Annotated in this window: 12 protein-coding genes; 11 read left to right on the forward strand and 1 reads right to left on the reverse strand. The window is 34.8% G+C overall.

Annotated elements, in window-relative coordinates; translation table 11 throughout:
* Positions 1 to 72 precede the first annotated feature (72 nt).
* From KF816_05925 to KF816_05965, 9 genes are all read left to right on the forward strand, one after another.
* Positions 73 to 1,896: a long-chain fatty acid--CoA ligase gene (locus KF816_05925; protein MBX3007550.1), complete on the forward strand. Its 1,824-nt coding sequence runs from the start codon at positions 73 to 75 to the stop codon at positions 1,894 to 1,896.
* A gap of 93 nt (positions 1,897 to 1,989) precedes the next feature.
* The gene (tsaA, locus tag KF816_05930) at positions 1,990 to 2,793 is read left to right on the forward strand and encodes a tRNA (N6-threonylcarbamoyladenosine(37)-N6)-methyltransferase TrmO (GenBank protein MBX3007551.1); all 804 of its coding nucleotides are present in this window, start codon (positions 1,990 to 1,992) and stop codon (positions 2,791 to 2,793) included.
* Positions 2,794 to 2,873: 80 nt separating this feature from the next.
* A complete protein-coding gene (gene metG, locus KF816_05935) occupies positions 2,874 to 4,928 on the forward strand; it encodes a methionine--tRNA ligase (protein MBX3007552.1) in 2,055 nt (684 codons plus the stop codon).
* A 29-nt stretch (positions 4,929 to 4,957) separates the two neighbouring features.
* Positions 4,958 to 5,917, forward strand: a complete 960-nt coding sequence (locus KF816_05940) for a site-specific DNA-methyltransferase (protein MBX3007553.1) — start codon at positions 4,958 to 4,960, stop codon at positions 5,915 to 5,917.
* An 81-nt stretch (positions 5,918 to 5,998) separates the two neighbouring features.
* On the forward strand, positions 5,999 to 7,969 hold the full coding sequence (locus KF816_05945; GenBank protein MBX3007554.1) for a peptidylprolyl isomerase: 1,971 nt from the start codon (positions 5,999 to 6,001) through the stop codon (positions 7,967 to 7,969).
* A complete protein-coding gene (locus KF816_05950) occupies positions 7,941 to 8,777 on the forward strand; it encodes a peptidyl-prolyl cis-trans isomerase (protein MBX3007555.1) in 837 nt (278 codons plus the stop codon). Before KF816_05945 ends, KF816_05950 begins: the two co-directional genes overlap by 29 nt.
* Entirely contained in the window at positions 8,774 to 10,042 is a 1,269-nt protein-coding gene (locus tag KF816_05955) for a peptidylprolyl isomerase (protein ID MBX3007556.1), read from the forward strand. Before KF816_05950 ends, KF816_05955 begins: the two co-directional genes overlap by 4 nt.
* 21 nt (positions 10,043 to 10,063) lie before the next feature.
* Positions 10,064 to 11,059 carry a MoxR family ATPase gene (locus tag KF816_05960; protein ID MBX3007557.1) on the forward strand — a complete coding sequence of 332 codons (996 nt, stop codon included), beginning with the start codon at positions 10,064 to 10,066 and terminating at the stop codon, positions 11,057 to 11,059.
* 41 nt (positions 11,060 to 11,100) lie between these two features.
* Positions 11,101 to 12,315, forward strand: a complete 1,215-nt coding sequence (locus KF816_05965; protein ID MBX3007558.1) for a M23 family metallopeptidase — start codon at positions 11,101 to 11,103, stop codon at positions 12,313 to 12,315.
* 31 nt (positions 12,316 to 12,346) lie between these two features.
* Here KF816_05965 and KF816_05970 read toward each other — a convergent pair whose 3' ends face one another.
* Positions 12,347 to 15,973: a multifunctional oxoglutarate decarboxylase/oxoglutarate dehydrogenase thiamine pyrophosphate-binding subunit/dihydrolipoyllysine-residue succinyltransferase subunit gene (locus KF816_05970; protein MBX3007559.1), complete on the reverse strand. Its 3,627-nt coding sequence runs from the start codon at positions 15,971 to 15,973 to the stop codon at positions 12,347 to 12,349.
* 202 nt (positions 15,974 to 16,175) lie between these two features.
* Here KF816_05970 and lysW point away from each other — a divergent pair, with 202 nt between their 5' ends.
* Both lysW and KF816_05980 read left to right on the forward strand, forming a co-directional pair.
* Complete coding sequence (gene lysW, locus KF816_05975) at positions 16,176 to 16,343, forward strand: lysine biosynthesis protein LysW (protein MBX3007560.1); 168 nt, start codon at positions 16,176 to 16,178, stop codon at positions 16,341 to 16,343.
* A 1-nt stretch (position 16,344) separates the two neighbouring features.
* Positions 16,345 to 17,502: a 2-isopropylmalate synthase gene (locus tag KF816_05980; protein ID MBX3007561.1), complete on the forward strand. Its 1,158-nt coding sequence runs from the start codon at positions 16,345 to 16,347 to the stop codon at positions 17,500 to 17,502.

A 17,502-nucleotide genomic window follows, 5' to 3' on the forward strand; every position in this document is an offset into this window, starting at 1 on the left:
ATCTAATTTTGTTTTTATTGCATTTAATTTATTCGGAAAGTAATTTCATTTATCAATTAAAAGGAGAGAAGAATGCCTATTTATAAAGACTTCAAAACAATCCCTCAGTTATTCCAGATTATTACCCAAGATTTTGGCAAAGGAAAAGAGAGACATGTTTTAAAGTATTTTGCCGGCAATACATGGCATGGTATTAAATATGACGAACTATATGAAGCAACAAAGAATTTTGCTCAAGGATTGGCTGCTTTGGGAGTTAAGCGGGGAGATAAAGTATCAATAATAGCAGAGAACCGACCAGAATGGGTTTACAGCGATATGGCAATTCTTGGCTTAGGTGGTATTGATGTTCCTCTTTATCCAATCTCTACTTCGGAAACAATTGAATTTTGTGTTAATAATTCCGAATCGGTTGGTATAATTGTTTCAAATAAATTCCAGTTAAATAAAGTAATTAAGGTAGCTAAAAATTGTTCCAGCCTAAAATTTATTATTGTGATGAACAATGAGGATAAATCCTCTGATCAAAATGTTTATTCATTTAATGATGTAGTACAAAAGGGAACTCAATTCTCTAAGGATAATCCGAAACATTTCGATGAGCAATGTAAATTATCTAATGAGAATGAGCTTTGTACCATTATTTATACTTCCGGTACAACTGGCGAACCAAAAGGCGTTATGCTCACACACAAGAATATTGTCTCAAATATTAAGGGAGCTCATGAGATATTTAATATTGATGAGAATGATATTTTCTTAAGCTTTTTACCTTTATGTCATATATTCGAAAGAATGGGCGGATATTATACCGCTTTCTCTTGTGGTGGTACTATTGCTTACGCTGAAAGTATTGAAAAGGTTGCACCCAATATGCTTGATATAAAACCTACCATTATGACTGCAGTACCTCGGTTATTTGAGCGTATGTATTCCAAGATCAAACGCAATGTTGAATCTCAGCCTGAGAAAAAGCAAAAAATATTTAACTGGGCGGTTGAAATTGGTAAAGAATATATGGTTTCAAAAAAATCGGGGCATCCCGTTCCAATATTCTTAACACTAAAACATAAATTAGCCGATAAACTTGTCTACCAAAAACTTCGGGAAAAAACCGGCGGAAAACTTCGTTTCTTCATTTCTGGAGGCGCGGCACTTTCAAGAGAATTAGGACAGTTTTTTGAAGCCGTTGGTATTTTGATTATTGAAGGTTACGGACTCACTGAATCATCGCCGGTTATATCTGCGAATAGATTAAATGATTATAAGTTCGGAACAGTAGGAAAACCAATGCCCGGCGTTGAAATTAAGATTGCAAAAGATGGTGAAATTCTTGCCTATGGTCCTAACATAATGCAAGGTTATTATAAAAATAAAAAAGAAACTGAAGAAACTCTTAAAGATGGCTGGCTTCATACCGGTGATATTGGTGTATTTGATGCTGAAGGATTCTTAATTATTACCGACCGTAAAAAGCATTTATTTAAAACAAGCGGAGGTAAATATATAGCTCCAACTCCAATAGAAAATATGTTTCTTGCGAGTAAGTATATAGATCAGTTCGTACTTATCGGTGATAGAAGAATGTTTTTAAGCGCTTTAATCGTACCCGATTATGAAGCTCTGAAAGAATATGCCGATGCAAATAGAATTCAATACAATAATGTTGATGAACTTGTAAATATGAAGCAGATTTATGAACTGCTTGATAAAGAAATGGACGCTTTCCAGAAAAAATTAGCCAACTTTGAAAGAGTAAGGAAATTCGCCATTCTTGATAAACCGTTTACAATTGAGGGAGGAGAATTAACACCTTCTTTAAAATTGAAAAGAAAAGTGATTGAAGAACGTTATGGCGATTTAATTAGCGATATGTATAAAGGTTTAGAAGGTTAATCTAATTTAAATTCATGGTCTTACTATTATCTTTTATCATTAAATGATTTTGGATATTAATTAAGACCATGAATTGTTTTAAATTGATAAATAATGAATAATATAATCTCATTAAATCCCATCGGATATGTTCGCTCAAATTTATCACATCGGTATGAAACTCCCCGTCAAGGAGTTCTTGCTGGCTCAGAAATTTCATACATAGAATTACTTCCTCAGCAAAATTTTGAGCAGGCAGTATATCAACTTGAAGGTTTTGAAAGAATTTGGATTATCTATTCATTCCATTTAAATACAAACTGGAAACCACTGGTATCGCCGCCTCGGCACACACGAAAAAAAGTCGGGGTATTCGCGAGCAGAGCGCCTTACCGCCCGAATCCTTTGGGAATTAGCTGTGTTAAATTGGAAAAAGTTGAGGGCTTAATAATTTACTTTTCAGAATCAGATATTCTTGATGGCTCACCGGTTCTTGATATCAAACCATATTTACCCTATTCCGATTCATTCCCTGATGCGGTTACCGGCTGGGTAAAAAACAATATCGATGAAAAATACATGGTTTTATTTAATCCGAATTCAGAAAGACAATGTTTATGGCTTAAAAAAAATGGTAATATAAATCTCCAAAATTTTATCCGTCTCCAATTGGAGTTTTCTCCTACTGATGATTCAAGAAAAAGAATATCAAAGATTGATGATTCATTCATTCTCGCGTATCGTACATGGAGGATTTTATATAATGTTTCTGTTGATCATAAAACCGTAAATGTAAACCAAATCTTTTCCGGCTATACCAAAGTAGAATTGAGTGAAAAAGTCGATAAATATGAGGACAAACAATTGCACAAATTATTCCTTGCTCAATTCGGTGATAAACCAATGAGTAATTATTGAATTAAAACAGAATTAACCCACTTTTAACACTCCAACTCTAACTGGATTTTTCTTATATTTCGCCCCATTAATGAATCAATTTGAGCAATATTTTGGCAAAAGAGAAAGTTTTAGTTACATCAGCGCTTCCCTACGCGAACGGGAATATTCATTTAGGACATCTGAGTGGCGCATATTTACCTGCGGATATTTATGTACGCTATAAAAGGCTGAATGGCGACGATGTTATGTATATCTGCGGATCTGATGAACATGGCGTTCCAATCACAATTACTGCCGATAAGGAGAAAATTACTCCAAAGGAAGTTATTGATAGGTTTCATAATGCCAATAAAGAAGCATTTGAAAAATTCGGAATGAGTTTCGATATCTATTCCCGGACGAGTCTGCCAATCCACCACAATACAGCACAAACTTTCTTCAAGAATTTTTATGATCAAGGATTGCTGGTTGAAAAAAAATCGATGCAGTTTTATGATGAAAAAGCTAACATGTTTTTGCCCGACCGTTATGTTGAAGGGACTTGTCCAAATTGCGGGAATGATGAAGCAAGAAGTGATGAGTGTGAGAAATGCGGAGCGCTCTATGATCCAGCCGAATTAAAAAATCCTAAAAGTAAAATTAGCGGCGAAACTCCTAAACTAAGAGAAACTTCTCACTGGTTTTTCCCGCTTGGTAAATATCAAGATAGACTTGTAAAATATGTTGACGAAATGAATGAGAAATTTGGATGGAAGGACAATGTGCTTCAATATTGCCGTGGTTGGTTTAAAGATGGATTAAAAGACCGCGCCGTAACTAGAGATTTGGATTGGGGAATAAAAGTCCCGCTTGATAATATAACCGGTAAAGTACTTTATGTTTGGTTCGAAGCTGTGTTGGGATATGTTTCGGCCACAAAGGAACTTTCGGAAAAAAGGGGAGAACCCGAACTATGGAAAGATTACTGGAATGACGAAAAAACCAAATACATTGCTTTTATTGGAAAAGATAATGTTGTTTTTCATACAATAATATTTCCCGCTATGCTCTTAGCTTGGAACGATGCTTCTCAAGATAAATTTATTCTTCCACAAAATGTACCCGCTAATGAATTCCTAAATTTTGAAGGTAAAAAATTCTCTAAATCAAGAGGGTGGGGAATTGATGTTGCTGAGTTTCTTGATCTATTTCCTGCAGATACTCTCCGATATACATTAGGCGCTAACTTACCTGAAAATAAAGATACCGATTTCTTCTGGAAGGAATTTCAGGCAAGAACAAATGGCGAACTTGCGGATATATTAGGAAACTTTGTTAACCGTACTTTTACTTTTGCCCATAAACATTTTGAGGGGAAAGTCCCGGCAAGAGCTTCGTTAGAATCTATTGATACCGAGATGCTTTCATATCTCGAAAAACAACCTATAGTAATTTCCGACTTACTTGAGAAATATAAAATTAAAGATGCGATCTTTGAGATGATGAGTTTAGCTCGTGCCTGTAATAAATATTTTAATGATTCTGAACCATGGAAAACTCAAAAATCGGATAAAGCTAAATGCGGCACTGCGGTAAATATCTGCTTAAATGCGATTTATACTCTAGCGGAAGTCTTCCAGCCGGTAATACCATTTACTTCTCAAAAAATATTTGAGATGCTTAATGCTCGACCTGTCGAATGGGAACAATCTGGTAAAACTCACTTGGCTGAAGGTGCTGTGCTCAATCAACCTGTAATTCTATTTAATAAAATTGAGGATGAGGTCATCAACACGCAGATTAATAAACTAGGTCAACCTGAAGCTGAAACAGTAAAGGCAGAACCGTTAATAACTATAGATGATTTTAAAAAAGTAAAGTTAAGTAGTGCTAAAATTATTGCGGCGGAGAATGTAAAAAAGAGTGATAAACTTTTAAAACTGCAGCTTGATTTGGGTAATGAAAAAAGGCAAGTAGTTGCCGGGATTGCTAAAAGCTACACACCTGAAGAATTAGTAGGTAAAAAAATTCTTATGGTTGCAAATCTTCAACCGGCCAAATTATTTGGTTTAGAATCTCAAGGAATGGTGCTCGCATTAGACAGTTCTGAGGAGGGAAAAGTAAAACTAATCGAAGTTGATAGTGAAATTAAACTTGGTACAAACGCTAAATAAATTATCCTTTCACTAATTAATAATTATTCTTGAAAAAGCAAAAATCAACTTTAAATAAAACCATACTTCTGTTGCCGGGTGAAAAAAAACTGTACACACAAAGACTCATAAAGTTAGAGAACAAAAGTTCGATTAGTGATATTTCAAACAAAACTATAAATCAAGATTTTTATAAAGCGGCAGATTTTCTCCCATCCAATTTTGTTGATTTGTTAATCATTGATCCACCTTATAATATTTACAAAAACTTCAATTCAAATGTTTATAAATCAAAAGGAGTTGATGAGTACGCCTCCTGGTTTGATGAGATTATAATTAAGTTGAAACCCATTCTAAAAGCGGAAGCTTCAATTTATGTTTGCAGCGATTGGTTTACTTCTATCTCTATCGCCACAGTACTCCAAAAACATTTCAAAATTAGAAATAGAATTACTTGGGAAAGGGAGAAGGGAAGGGGGGCAAAAAGTAATTGGAAGAACAGTTCGGAAGATATCTGGTTTTGTACTGTTTCTAATAAATACCATTTTAATTCAGAGAAAGTTAAATTATTAAAAAAAGTTATTGCCCCTTACCGGGATGAAAACGGTATCCCAAAGGATTGGAAATTTGAGAATGGCACAAATTACCGTCTTACTTTTCCATCAAATTTATGGAATGATATTTCAGTGCCATTTTGGTCTATGCCGGAGAATACAGAACATCCCACCCAGAAACCGGAAAAATTAATTGCAAAACTAATTATTGCATCTTCTAAAAAGGGGGATTATGTATTTGACCCTTTTGCCGGCTCAGGCACAACCTTGGTGACTGCCAAGAAATTGGGAAGAAACTATACCGGTATTGAACTCGATAAGGAATATGCATGTATTACCGAAAAGCGGTTAAATAACTGCAAATTTGGTGACGAAATACAGGGTTATGAACATGGTTTTTTTTGGGAACGCAATACCCATCCATTCCGTATAAAACCCGGTAATTCTGCCAAATAAATTCAAATTATACATACCTTGATTTTAACTCGGTATGTGGCTAAATAGCAACCTTTAAATTCAGCAAGTGGAGGATTCGTAATGCGTAACACACTGATAATTATTTTTTTTGTTACACTATCTTTTTATTCATGTACCAGCCAAAATTCTAAAATTGTTTTAGCAGAGTTTGGTAAATATGAAATTGACCTAGAGGAATTCGAAAAAGCTTATTTAAAGAATAGCGGATCTGTTGAAGTTGCAAAAAAATCTTCAATTGAAGAACGAAAAAATTTTCTCGACTTGTATGTGAATTACAGGTTAAAATTAAGAGATGCTGAAGTTCGCGGTTATACCAAAGATACAGATATGCAGAAAGAATTCGATGATTATAGAAAAACCATTGGCAATGCTTTAATAGTTGAAAATAAACTTTTCAAACCTGGCATCGAAAAATTACACGAAAGAAGAAAATATGAATTGAGGGCTAGTCATATTTTTTTGATTGAAGATTCAATTTATACCGACGATGAAAAACTTAAAGCGTTTGGGAAACAGTTGATCGATAGACTTAATAATGGCGAAGATTTTGTAACTCTCGCTAAACAATACTCCTATGATAAATATACGAAAGATACTGGCGGAGATGTATATTATTTTACTGCTGGAGCTATTCCAACTCAAATTGAGGATGCTTGTTATGCAACAGAAGTAGGTAAAGTTTATCCGGATCTCGTTCAATCATCTTTTGGGTATCATGTAATTAAGATAACCGACAAAATATTAAGAAAGCCAGCAATATCTGCCCAACATATCTTGATCTCCTTTAAAGATTCTACTAATAATGCCGATACACTAAAAGCCTTAGCAAAAATTTTAGAAGTTGAAAAACAAATAAAAAATGGTGCCGATTTTGGTGAAATGGCACTCAAATATTCTCAAGATCCAGGTTCGGCAAATAAAAAGGGTGATTTAGGATCGTTCTCCCGCGGACGAATGGTTAAAGAATTTGATGAAGTAGCCTTCAAGCTGAATGTTAATGAAGTATCCGCACCGGTAAAATCTCCCTTCGGATATCATTTGATAAAAGTAACTGGTATTGAGCCCTTACCTTCGTTAGAAATGGAAAAAGAGGAATTAAAACAGATTTATCAGCGAACCAGATTTAATGCTGATAATGCTGCTTATATAGCATCATTAAAAAATGAATTGAATTTCCAGATAAATCAAACTGTCTTTGATGCAATAGTAGCTAAGAACGACTCACTTAAAATAGGTTACAAAGAAACACCTCTTTATAATGAATTCAAGGATAAAGTAATATTTAATACTAAAGTTGAAAACATTAAATGTGACACATTATTCTTTTTTATGAGTACACAAGGCTTGGCTAACGCCCCACTTAATGCTAATTCATTAAAGACGGGGATCGAACAATTTGCACAACAATCATTAATAAATGATAAAGCAATGATTTATCATCTTGAAAATAAGGAGTTCGCTAATCTGCTAGATGAATACAAGAATGGAATGTATTTATTTAAAATACTCGAAGAGGAAGTTTGGGGCAAAGTTGTTGTAGATAGCGCAATGATTCAAAATTATTATGATAAGAATAAAGAAAATTACCGCTGGAAAGATAGAGTTGAGTTTAAGGAGATTTATGTACAAAGCGATTCATTGATCAAAGTTATCCATTCAGAATTAGGTAAAGGAACTGAGTTTGACTCATTATACACAAAGTATAATAAGCGTGTCGGATATGAAAATAAAATGGGTTATTTTGGATTAGTTGAAGTTGACGTAAATGAATTATCGAAGAACGCAAACTTGCTTAATGAGATTGGTTCATATTCTAATCCGTTCCCATTCCAAGATGGATGGTCAATAGTAAAATTAATTAATAAAGAAGAAGCAAGAATTAAATATGCATCGGAATGCCAGGCTGAAATTGCAAGCAAATTGCAGGAGTTAGAAAGTAAAAGATATGAAGCCGAATATATCGATGGATTAAAGAAAATCAATCAACCAAAATACTATTACAATGAGTTATCCAAGGCATTCGAAAATTAATTATTTAATTCTGCCAATTTTTCTTTTAATTTTATTTATTGGATGCTCCGATAAAGAAAAGAAAAGCAGTATAATAGCAAAAGTCAACGATTCAGAATTAACTGAGGATACTTTAATTGAACTGCTCGAAAACCCTGGCAGTTCAAATAAAACACGCGAAGAACTTATTAATGATTGGATTGAAAGGGAAATTTTATATCAAGAAGCGGTGAAAAACGGAATAACAGAAACTGATACTTATCAAAATACTTTGGCAAAAAGTAGAAAAGAGTTAGCGATTGGACTATTTCTTCAAGATATGCTTGAGAATAATAAGGTTGAGATAACAGAAGAAGAAATTTATGATTTTTACGAAAAGCATAAGGACGACTTTAAACTAATAGATGATGCTTTTACTTATAATATAATTTACTTCTCTAATTTTGATGCAGCGGTAAAGTTTAGAAATATGTTGATGGAAAGTGATTGGAATAAAGCAATGATTGCATTCAGAGGCGATCTTAATTTTCATCAAGCCTCCTCAAATTATTTTTCTTATAAATATAATTTGATGCCCGTTTCATTACGAAGAGTATTAACAATTCTAGAGCCGCTCGAAACCAGTACCGTGTTTCAGGTTGAAGAAGGCAAATATTGCGTTATTCAATTAATTCAGAAGTTGGATAAGGATTCGTATCCTAAACCGGAAATAATTAAAGAAGAAATTAAACAACGAGTTCAGCTCAATAAGAACCGGGATTATCTTAGGAAATACATTAATAACTTAATAGAAGATCACAACCTTGTATTGGAGAGGTATTCAGAATGAAAAAGTACATTTTAGTAATATTTTTATTATCTATAAATTTATTTGCTCAGCAGGTATTAGATAGAATAGTAGCTGTTGTTGATAATGAGGTTATTCTTAAAACTGAGCTGGATTTTAGAGTTAATTATGTAGCGGCTCAAAAGAATTTAAATCCCTCTGATCCTCTGGTGGTTGAACAAGTTCTGAATGAAATGATCGAGGAAAAATTTATGTATGCTCAAGCTGAGTTAGATTCTGTTACAGTTAAGGATGAACAAGTAAATCAGCAGTTGGAATACCAAATTAATTATTTTGTTCAGCAGTATGGCAGCCGGGAACGGCTAGAACAGGTTTACGGAATGCCGGTTGAAAAACTGAAACGCAGTTTATACGATGACACAAAGAAAAATTTGATGGTACAAGTTCTTCAGCAAAAGCGATTTGGGCAGGTAGAGGCTTCGAGAAAAGAGGTTGAGGATTTTTATGATACTTTTAAAGATTCATTAGGCATTGTCCCAGATAAATATCATATCTCTCATATTTTTCAAAATCCAAAAACTGGAGATCGAGTTAAAACAAAGGCTCGAGAATTTGCGCAATTTCTATTGGACTCACTGAAGAAAGGTGCTGATTTTGATGAATTAGCAAAAAAGTATTCTGATGATCCAGGAAGTGCTTCACAAGGTGGCGATCTTGGATTCGTAAAACGGGGAGTATTCTATCCCGAATTTGAAGCCGCGGCTTTCGCATTAATGCCCAATCAAATGTCAACAGTAATTGAATCACCGGTGGGATTTCATATAATCCAATTATTAGAAAGACGAGGAGATGCAATTCGTGCTCGTCATATTTTAACCAAAGTTAAAGCTGATGACCAAGCGGATTTAGCCGCTATCGAATTTTTGAGTGATATTCGGGATTCTATTCTTAAAAATGTAAATACATTTGAGTACTTCGCTCGCAAATATAGTGATGATAAAGAATCGGCAAAATTTGGCGGAAACTTTGGAATTTTTGAAACTAGCCAATTAGAAAAATCTCTGCTAGATGTAATTTATAAATTAAAAGATGGTGAGATTAGTTTTCCTAAACGACTTGAGATTGATCGTGGAGCCTATGGCTATCATATCGTTAAATTAGTTAAAAGAATACCACAACATAAAGCCAATCTTGAAATGGATTATGATGAAATAAAAAAATTAGCCGAATTTCAGAAGAAACAAAAAATGTATGATAAACTAATTGATGATATCCGATCCAAAATTTATTACGAAATCCGTTTATAACTATTTTTTAAGGATAATGTTTTGAAAGAAATTGAATCTGCAAAGGATGTAGAAGCCGTTGAAAAGCTTCATAATTCGGTAAATAGTGTAAAAACCGAAATTAAAAAAATCATAGTTGGTCAAGAAGACATTTTAGAGCAGATGCTGGTCAGCATTTTTTCTAATGGGCATTGTTTATTGGTTGGTGTACCCGGTTTAGCAAAAACATTAATTATAAAAACATTATCTCAAGTTTTAGATCTTAGCTTCAGTCGAATTCAATTTACCCCCGATTTAATGCCCGCAGATATTACAGGTACCGAAATTATTGATGAAGATCCATCAACTCAGAAGAGGGGATTCAGATTTATTAAAGGTCCTATATTTTCTAATATCATTTTGGCGGATGAAATAAATAGAACTCCTCCTAAAACACAATCGGCACTTCTCGAAGCTATGCAGGAGCATCGAGTTACAGCGGCAGGTGTATCACATAAACTTGATGAACCTTTCTTTGTTTTAGCTACACAAAATCCAATTGAGCAGGAAGGCACCTATCCATTACCAGAAGCCCAGTTAGATAGATTTATGTTTAATTTATGGCTCGACTACCCAACACCTAAGGAAGAAACTGAAATTGTTAAAAATACTACCGGCAATTATTTCCCCAAAATAGAAGTTATGGTTTCGAAGGATGAATTAAAAAACTTTCAAGATTTAGTTCGAAAGGTACCTGTTGCCGAAAATGTTATTGAGTACACAGTTAATTTTGTTAATTCTACAAGACCGACATCAGCCAATAGCAATAAATTTGTAAAAGATTGGGTTAACTGGGGTGCCGGACCGCGTGCGGCACAATATTTAATACTTGCAGCTAAAACTAGAGCAATAATGCAAAAGAGATTTACCCCTAATATTGAAGACGTAAATTATTTTTTGAAACCAGTATTGCGACATCGTATTATCCCAAATTTTAGCGCCGAGGCTGAAGGGATATCATCTGTTGAAATTATTGATCATTTGATCAGTTCAAAATAACCAACTAATATTTAACTCTTTTTAAACTTGCTCATTAAACGATGAAGAAAAATATCTGCCTCAATACCTTAATAAGTTTTATTTTAATAATTCTGTTCATCACCGGCTGCTCTCAAAAAGAGGAGACTGCCCCCCTCGTAGAAATCAAACCAAATCCTTTTAATCTCGAAATAAATGATTTGATTGAAGTAAGAGATACGATTGAACAAGGACAAACGCTCTCCGATATTTTAACACCACACAGTGTATCCATGCAAAAAATTCATGAAATTGAAAAAATTGCATTGGATGTTTTTCCGTTAAGAGAATTTAGAGCTGAAAAAGAATTATATATTTATGCAAGTTGGGATACAGTGGAGACCGTAAAATATTTTGTTTATGTAATAGATGCGATTAACCATGTTGTTTTTGATTTACGTGACACTATAAAAGTTTATAAAAACCAAAAACCATTTACTGTAAAGCAAATTCATACAAATGGAACAATTAAAAAGGGACTAATACAAGATTTAACAGAGATGGGGATTGATCCAAACATTGCATTTACAACGGCGGATGTTTTTGAAAGTCGGATTGATTTTGGTTTGCTCCAAGAAAATGATTCGTTTGATGTTATTTATGATGAAATATTTGTTGAAGATAAACCTGTGCAGGTAGGTAAAATATATGCGGCTAAAATGAATCATAGAAAAAAGGATTATTACGCTTTCTTATTTGAGAAGGAAAAGCCAAACAGCTACTATGATGAAAAGGGGGAGAGTATGATTGGTATGTTTTTGACTGCCCCAATTAAATTTAGATATCGCATCAGTTCTCGTTATTCTGGAAATAGATTTCATCCGGTGCTAAAACGAAATAAGGCGCATCTTGGAACTGATTATGCAGCCGCACATGGCACACCAATTCAGAGTGTCGCCCATGGTACGGTTCTCGAAGCGTCATATACGAGCGGTAACGGTAATTATGTTAAAATAAAACATAATTCAACTTACACTACTCAGTATTTGCATATGTCACGATTTGCAAAAGGAATTAGACAGGGCGCAAAAGTTACGCAAGGACAAATTATAGGTTATGTTGGAAGTACCGGCTTGGCAACCGGACCGCATGTTTGTTTCAGATTTTGGAAAAATGGAAGGCAAGTAGATCCATTAAGAGAACGTGGTCATGCATCTATACCTCTTAGTGCAAAGTTCAAGTCGGAATTTGAGCAAATTAAAAATGAGTGGTTAGAAAAATTATCAAAGGAAATATAGCTGTTAGAAATAAATCTAACAGCTATATCTATCAATTAAATGCCCTTCTAATTATATCTTCTTGAGTTGATAAATAAAGTTTTGAAGAACCAACCGCTGGACTCGGACTCTCAGTTCTGCCAACATATTCTAATTTCTGAGTTTCAATTTTATCGTTAAGAAGTTTTGGGAATAGAAAACTCCACGCTCCCATATTTTTAGGTTCTTCCTGTACCCAAATGATCTTATCTGCGTTCGGATATCTTGCAAACAATTCTTTCATCTTGTTCTCATAATAAGGGAAATATTGTTCAATCCTGACAATTGCATGGTCGTTCAAATTATTTAAAGTACGGTAGTTTAACAACTCGTAATAAATTTTTCCGCTAGTTAATATCACTTGCCTCACACTGCTTTTATCTACACTTACATCATCAATAATTTCTTGAAATTGTCCATCGGTAAAATCAGAGAGGGGAGAACGAGCCGCCGGCAATCTTAATAAACTCTTTGGAGTAAGTATCACTAATGGTCTCTCTATTTTTTGATGAAGCTGTCTTCGTAATAAATGAAAATATTGAGCGGGGGTAGTGGGATTTGCAACAACCATATTATTTTCGGCACAAAGAATTAAGAATCTTTCAAGACGGGCACTGCTGTGTTCAGGACCTTGTCCCTCTTGTCCGTGCGGTAAAAGCATAACCAATCCACTTGGCAATTGCCATTTAGAATAAGCGCTCGTAATAAAATTATCAATTATAACTTGAGCACCGTTTGCAAAATCTCCGAATTGAGCTTCCCATAATACTAGTGCTAGAGGATCCGAAATACTATAACCAAACTCAAATCCTAATACTGCCGCCTCACTTAATAAACTATCTAACGCTTCAATACTTGCCTGATCATTTGAAATTAAATTTAAAAGATTTATTTCCTCTTCGGTATTCGAATCAGTCAAAACAAGGTGTCTCTGACTGAATGTTCCCCGTGCACTGTCTTGCCCGCTTAATCGTACAGGTCTTCCTTCTAAGAGTAAAGATCCGAATGCCAATGCTTCGCCAAAAGCCCAGTCGATCAAGTTGGTTCCATCACTTAATAGTTCTCTTCTCTTATCAATAATTGATTTTTGAAGTTTTGGATTAACCGAAAAACTTTTAGGGACCGAAGTTATCTTTTCTACAATATTGAGTAAAATATCTTTATTAAGATTGCTACCACTTGCGAACTGGGAATTTTCATATTCATCTTTTGAGTAGGCGAGCGGTCTTTCGGTAACAAGTTTTTTCAGACCCTTTTTATTAAGTGCGTCTTCAAGCTTTGCATAAATTGTTGTATCCATCGATTCAATTTCATGATTACTCATTACACCGCGTGAAACCATCTTCTCTTGATAAATTTGTTTTACAGATGGATGTTGTTTTATTTTTTTATACATCAATGGCTGAGTATAAACGGGATCATCCCCCTCGTTGTGTCCATGTCTTCTATAACCAATAATATCAATCACTACATCCTTATTAAATTTTTGTCTGTACTTAAATGCCAATTCAGTAACCCACAACGAAGCTTCGGGGTAATCTCCATTTACATGGAATATTGGTGCCTGAACCATTTTTGCAACATCGGTGGCGTAAGGGGAGGATCGGGCATCTTCCGGTGAAGTAGTAAAGCCAATTTGATTGTTTACAATTATATGTATAGTTCCGCCGGTTCTATAACCTTTTAATTGTGATAAATTTAATGTCTCAGCTACAACTCCCTGCCCCGCAAATGCGGCATCGCCATGAAGCAGAACAGGTATGTATTTAACTCTTTTATGATCTTTATTTCTTGTCTGTTTAGCACGGGTAATTCCCTCCACCACCGGATTAACAAATTCAAGATGGCTCGGATTTGGAGCAACAGATACTTTTATTTTAGCGCCATTCATTGTTTTATAATTACCAGAGGCGCCTAAATGATATTTAACGTCACCAGTACCTTGAGCCGACTCGGGATCAATCAATTCTTCAAATTCTGAAAAAATATTTTCATACGATTTCCCAATAACGTTCGATAGTACATTTAATCTACCTCGGTGAGCCATACCCAAAAGAATTTCTTCAACATTTTCATCAGCAGCAAGGTTTAGTAAATGATCCAAAGCCGCAATCACTGTTTCATTTCCCTCTAAAGAAAATCTCTTATGTCCGATAAATCTAGTATGTAGAAAATGTTCGAATCCCTCGGCAATAATCAATTTTTCCATGATCCGTTTTTTTTGTTCAATGGAAAAATTGGGACGATTGAAAACTGGTTCCATCATTTGCTGGAGCCAAGATTTTTCTTCTGGACTTTGAATGTGCATATACTCAACACCTATCTTCTCACAATAAGTTTGACTTAATGCTTCTAAAATTTCACGAAGTGTACCCGATTCCATCCCCTGCAAATTTCCTGTAATAAAAGGACGATCATAATCCCATATTGTAAATCCGTATAAAGTTGGATCTAGCTCCTGATGATATGCAGATTTATTTTCAAGAGGATTTATATCAGCAATTAAATGTCCACGAACACGGTACATATTAATTAATTGAAGCATCAATGCTTGTTTTTTTACCTGCTCCAAATCCTGAAAGTGACCAAAACCTCGAAGTGTATTATCGACTCCCCAGCTCAATGCTTTTTGATGAATTTTTAAATCATCGAAAATTGATTCATAAAAACGATTATTTCCTAAAAGTAGATTGTCAATAAGACTTAAAAATTGACCCGATTCAGCTCCTTGAATAATCCGATGATCGTAAGTATTGGTAATATTCATAACCTTACCAATTCCAAGTTGCGCTAATGCCGATTCATGCATTGCTTTAAATTCTGCGGGATATTCAATAGCGCCAATTGCAACAATGCATCCTTGCCCAGTCATCAATCGTGGTGTTGAGGAAACTGTGCCAAGTCCACCTGGATTAGTAATTGAAATAGTTGTTCCTTGAAAGTCACTCGGCTCCAATTTACCAGTACGTGCTTTTTCAATTGTCTCATTATATTGAATGAAAAATTCTTTGAAATTCATTTTCTCCGAATTTTTAATATTTGGCACAATTAGGGAACGGCTTCCATCTTTTCTTTCAACATCAACAGCAATTCCCAAATTTATATAAGGTTTTTTTACGAGCACCGGCTTCCCCTCAACTAAGCTGAAAGCATTATTTAAATTTGGAATTGTTTTAGCTGCCTGAACAATAGAGTAAGCAACAATATGAGTAAATGATACTTTCCCTTTTCCACTTCTCTGTAATTGCCTGTTTATTATTCTTCTGTTTTCTTCGAGCAATTTAACGGAGATGGCTCGCAGTGAAGTTGCAGTTGGTATTGTTAAACTGCTCGTCATATTCTCAATTATTTTTGCACCTACTCCAGTAATTTTTTGCACTGAGTCGGAAGGAGAAATTTCAAATGAATTTGAAATGATCGGTTTAACAGGTTCAATAGTAAGAGGTGGCTCAACAGACTTTAATTCAACTTTTTTAACAGGAGATATATCTCCATTGCTTAATAGTGATGTAAAATAATTTTTCCAATAGTCACTCACACTTTCTGGGTTTTCCAAATAATTTTCTAATAAATCTGAAACGAACCCGAAGTTAAAACCAAAGTGTTCGAATAGTACTTTATGATAACGAGATATGTCCATTAAAAATTTGCCTTTATTTTTTAGTTTTAACAATTAAATTGATCCAAACGTTCGATTTCGAATAAAAAAGTAGCGGATGAATAATTATTCAAAAATCCGCATAAATGTATGAAATAAAAATCTACCTTAGCCTCCAAATAATTGCAATACACTATAAAATTTCATAGTTTCGCACCACTTTTATAATGGAGTATTAAAAAGAATGAAAACTGAATGCCCAGTATGCGGTGCCGAAGTTGAATTAGCCGCAGACGCCGTTCAAGGTGAATTATTAGAGTGCCCGGAATGTGGTACCGAATTAGAAGTAATTTCTGTAAATCCTCCAGTAGTTCAAGAAGCTCCTCAAGAAGAAGAAGATTGGGGACAATAATTTGGTCTGGGTTTTAGATTCCACATTAAGGGAAGGGGAACAAACACCCGGTGTTTATTTTGATAAACACATCAAACTTGCAATAGCCAATTTACTAGATGAAATTGGTGTAGAAATTATTGAAGCAGGCCATCCAATGGTTACCTCCGAAATTCATGAAGCTGTAAAATCAATCGCTCAAAAAGGTTATAGAAGTATAGTTGGCGCGCATTCCCGTTCTTTAAAATCCGATGTTGATTTAGCATTAGAATGTGGAGTAGGTTTTATCGGAATATTTTATTGTGTCTCCGATGAAAGACTTGAAACAGTATTTAAAAAAGATTTAGATTCTGCAATTTCACTAATTACGGATGTTATAAAATATGCAAAATCGCAGAAACCCGATTTGCTAATTCGTTATACTCCCGAAGATACAGTAAGATCACAATTTGAAAATGTAGTGCTGGCTGCATCTGCTGCAGTTGAAGCCGGAGCTGATATTATTAGTGTTGCCGATACTACCGGTTATATGGTCCCAGGCACAAATAGAAGTATGTATGATTACATCTCAAGATTAAAAGATGCATTAGCTCTAAGAAATTTGTACCCCAAAATAGCTGTGCATTGCCACAACGATCGTGGCCTGGCTCTCGCCAATGCTCTTGATGCCTATCGCGCCGGAGTTGATATTATTGACGCCGCCACGCTTGGATTAGGTGAAAGAGCAGGAATTGTGGATTTAGCTCAGCTGTTAACTGTTTTATCTCTCGATTACGATGAGAAAAGATGGGACCTCACAAAGTTAGTTCCATTATATGACTTAGTAACCAAACATTCCGGTATTGCTATCCCAACTAATTTCCCAATTACCGGTAGAAATTCTTTTACTCATTGTGCCGGAGTTCATACTCACGCCGCGGCAATAAATCCTATGCACTACGAAAGCTTGAGTCCTGATATTTTAGGAAGAAAAAGAGAATTTGCACTCGACCACATGAGCGGAATTGCATCACTGCGATTTGCGCTTTCTCTCATTAATGAAAATGATCTTGATGACGAACATCAACAAGCCGCCCTAAAGGAAGTAAAATCTGTTGGTCAGCGTGGTCGTATAATTGATCTCTCCGAACTTCAACACATAGTTGAATCTGTAAAGCACGATAAATCTTATAAAAGCTGA

It is taken from the genome of Melioribacteraceae bacterium (assembly GCA_019638015.1).
Classification (GTDB): domain Bacteria; phylum Bacteroidota; class Ignavibacteria; order Ignavibacteriales; family Melioribacteraceae; genus JAHBUP01.

Bases quoted from the DNA above. Each gene is read 5' to 3' on its own strand.
- KF816_05950 (MBX3007555.1), top strand. From the start codon at position 7,941: ATGAGTTATCCAAGGCATTCGAAAATTAATTATTTAATTCTGCCAATT.
- tsaA (MBX3007551.1), top strand. From the start codon at position 1,990: ATGAATAATATAATCTCATTAAATCCCATCGGATATGTTCGCTCAAAT.
- KF816_05955 (MBX3007556.1), top strand. From the start codon at position 8,774: ATGAAAAAGTACATTTTAGTAATATTTTTATTATCTATAAATTTATTT.
- lysW (MBX3007560.1), top strand. From the start codon at position 16,176: ATGAAAACTGAATGCCCAGTATGCGGTGCCGAAGTTGAATTAGCCGCA.
- KF816_05965 (MBX3007558.1), top strand. From the start codon at position 11,101: ATGAAGAAAAATATCTGCCTCAATACCTTAATAAGTTTTATTTTAATA.
- KF816_05970 (MBX3007559.1), bottom strand. From the start codon at position 15,973: ATGGACATATCTCGTTATCATAAAGTACTATTCGAACACTTTGGTTTT.
- KF816_05925 (MBX3007550.1), top strand. From the start codon at position 73: ATGCCTATTTATAAAGACTTCAAAACAATCCCTCAGTTATTCCAGATT.
- KF816_05945 (MBX3007554.1), top strand. From the start codon at position 5,999: ATGCGTAACACACTGATAATTATTTTTTTTGTTACACTATCTTTTTAT.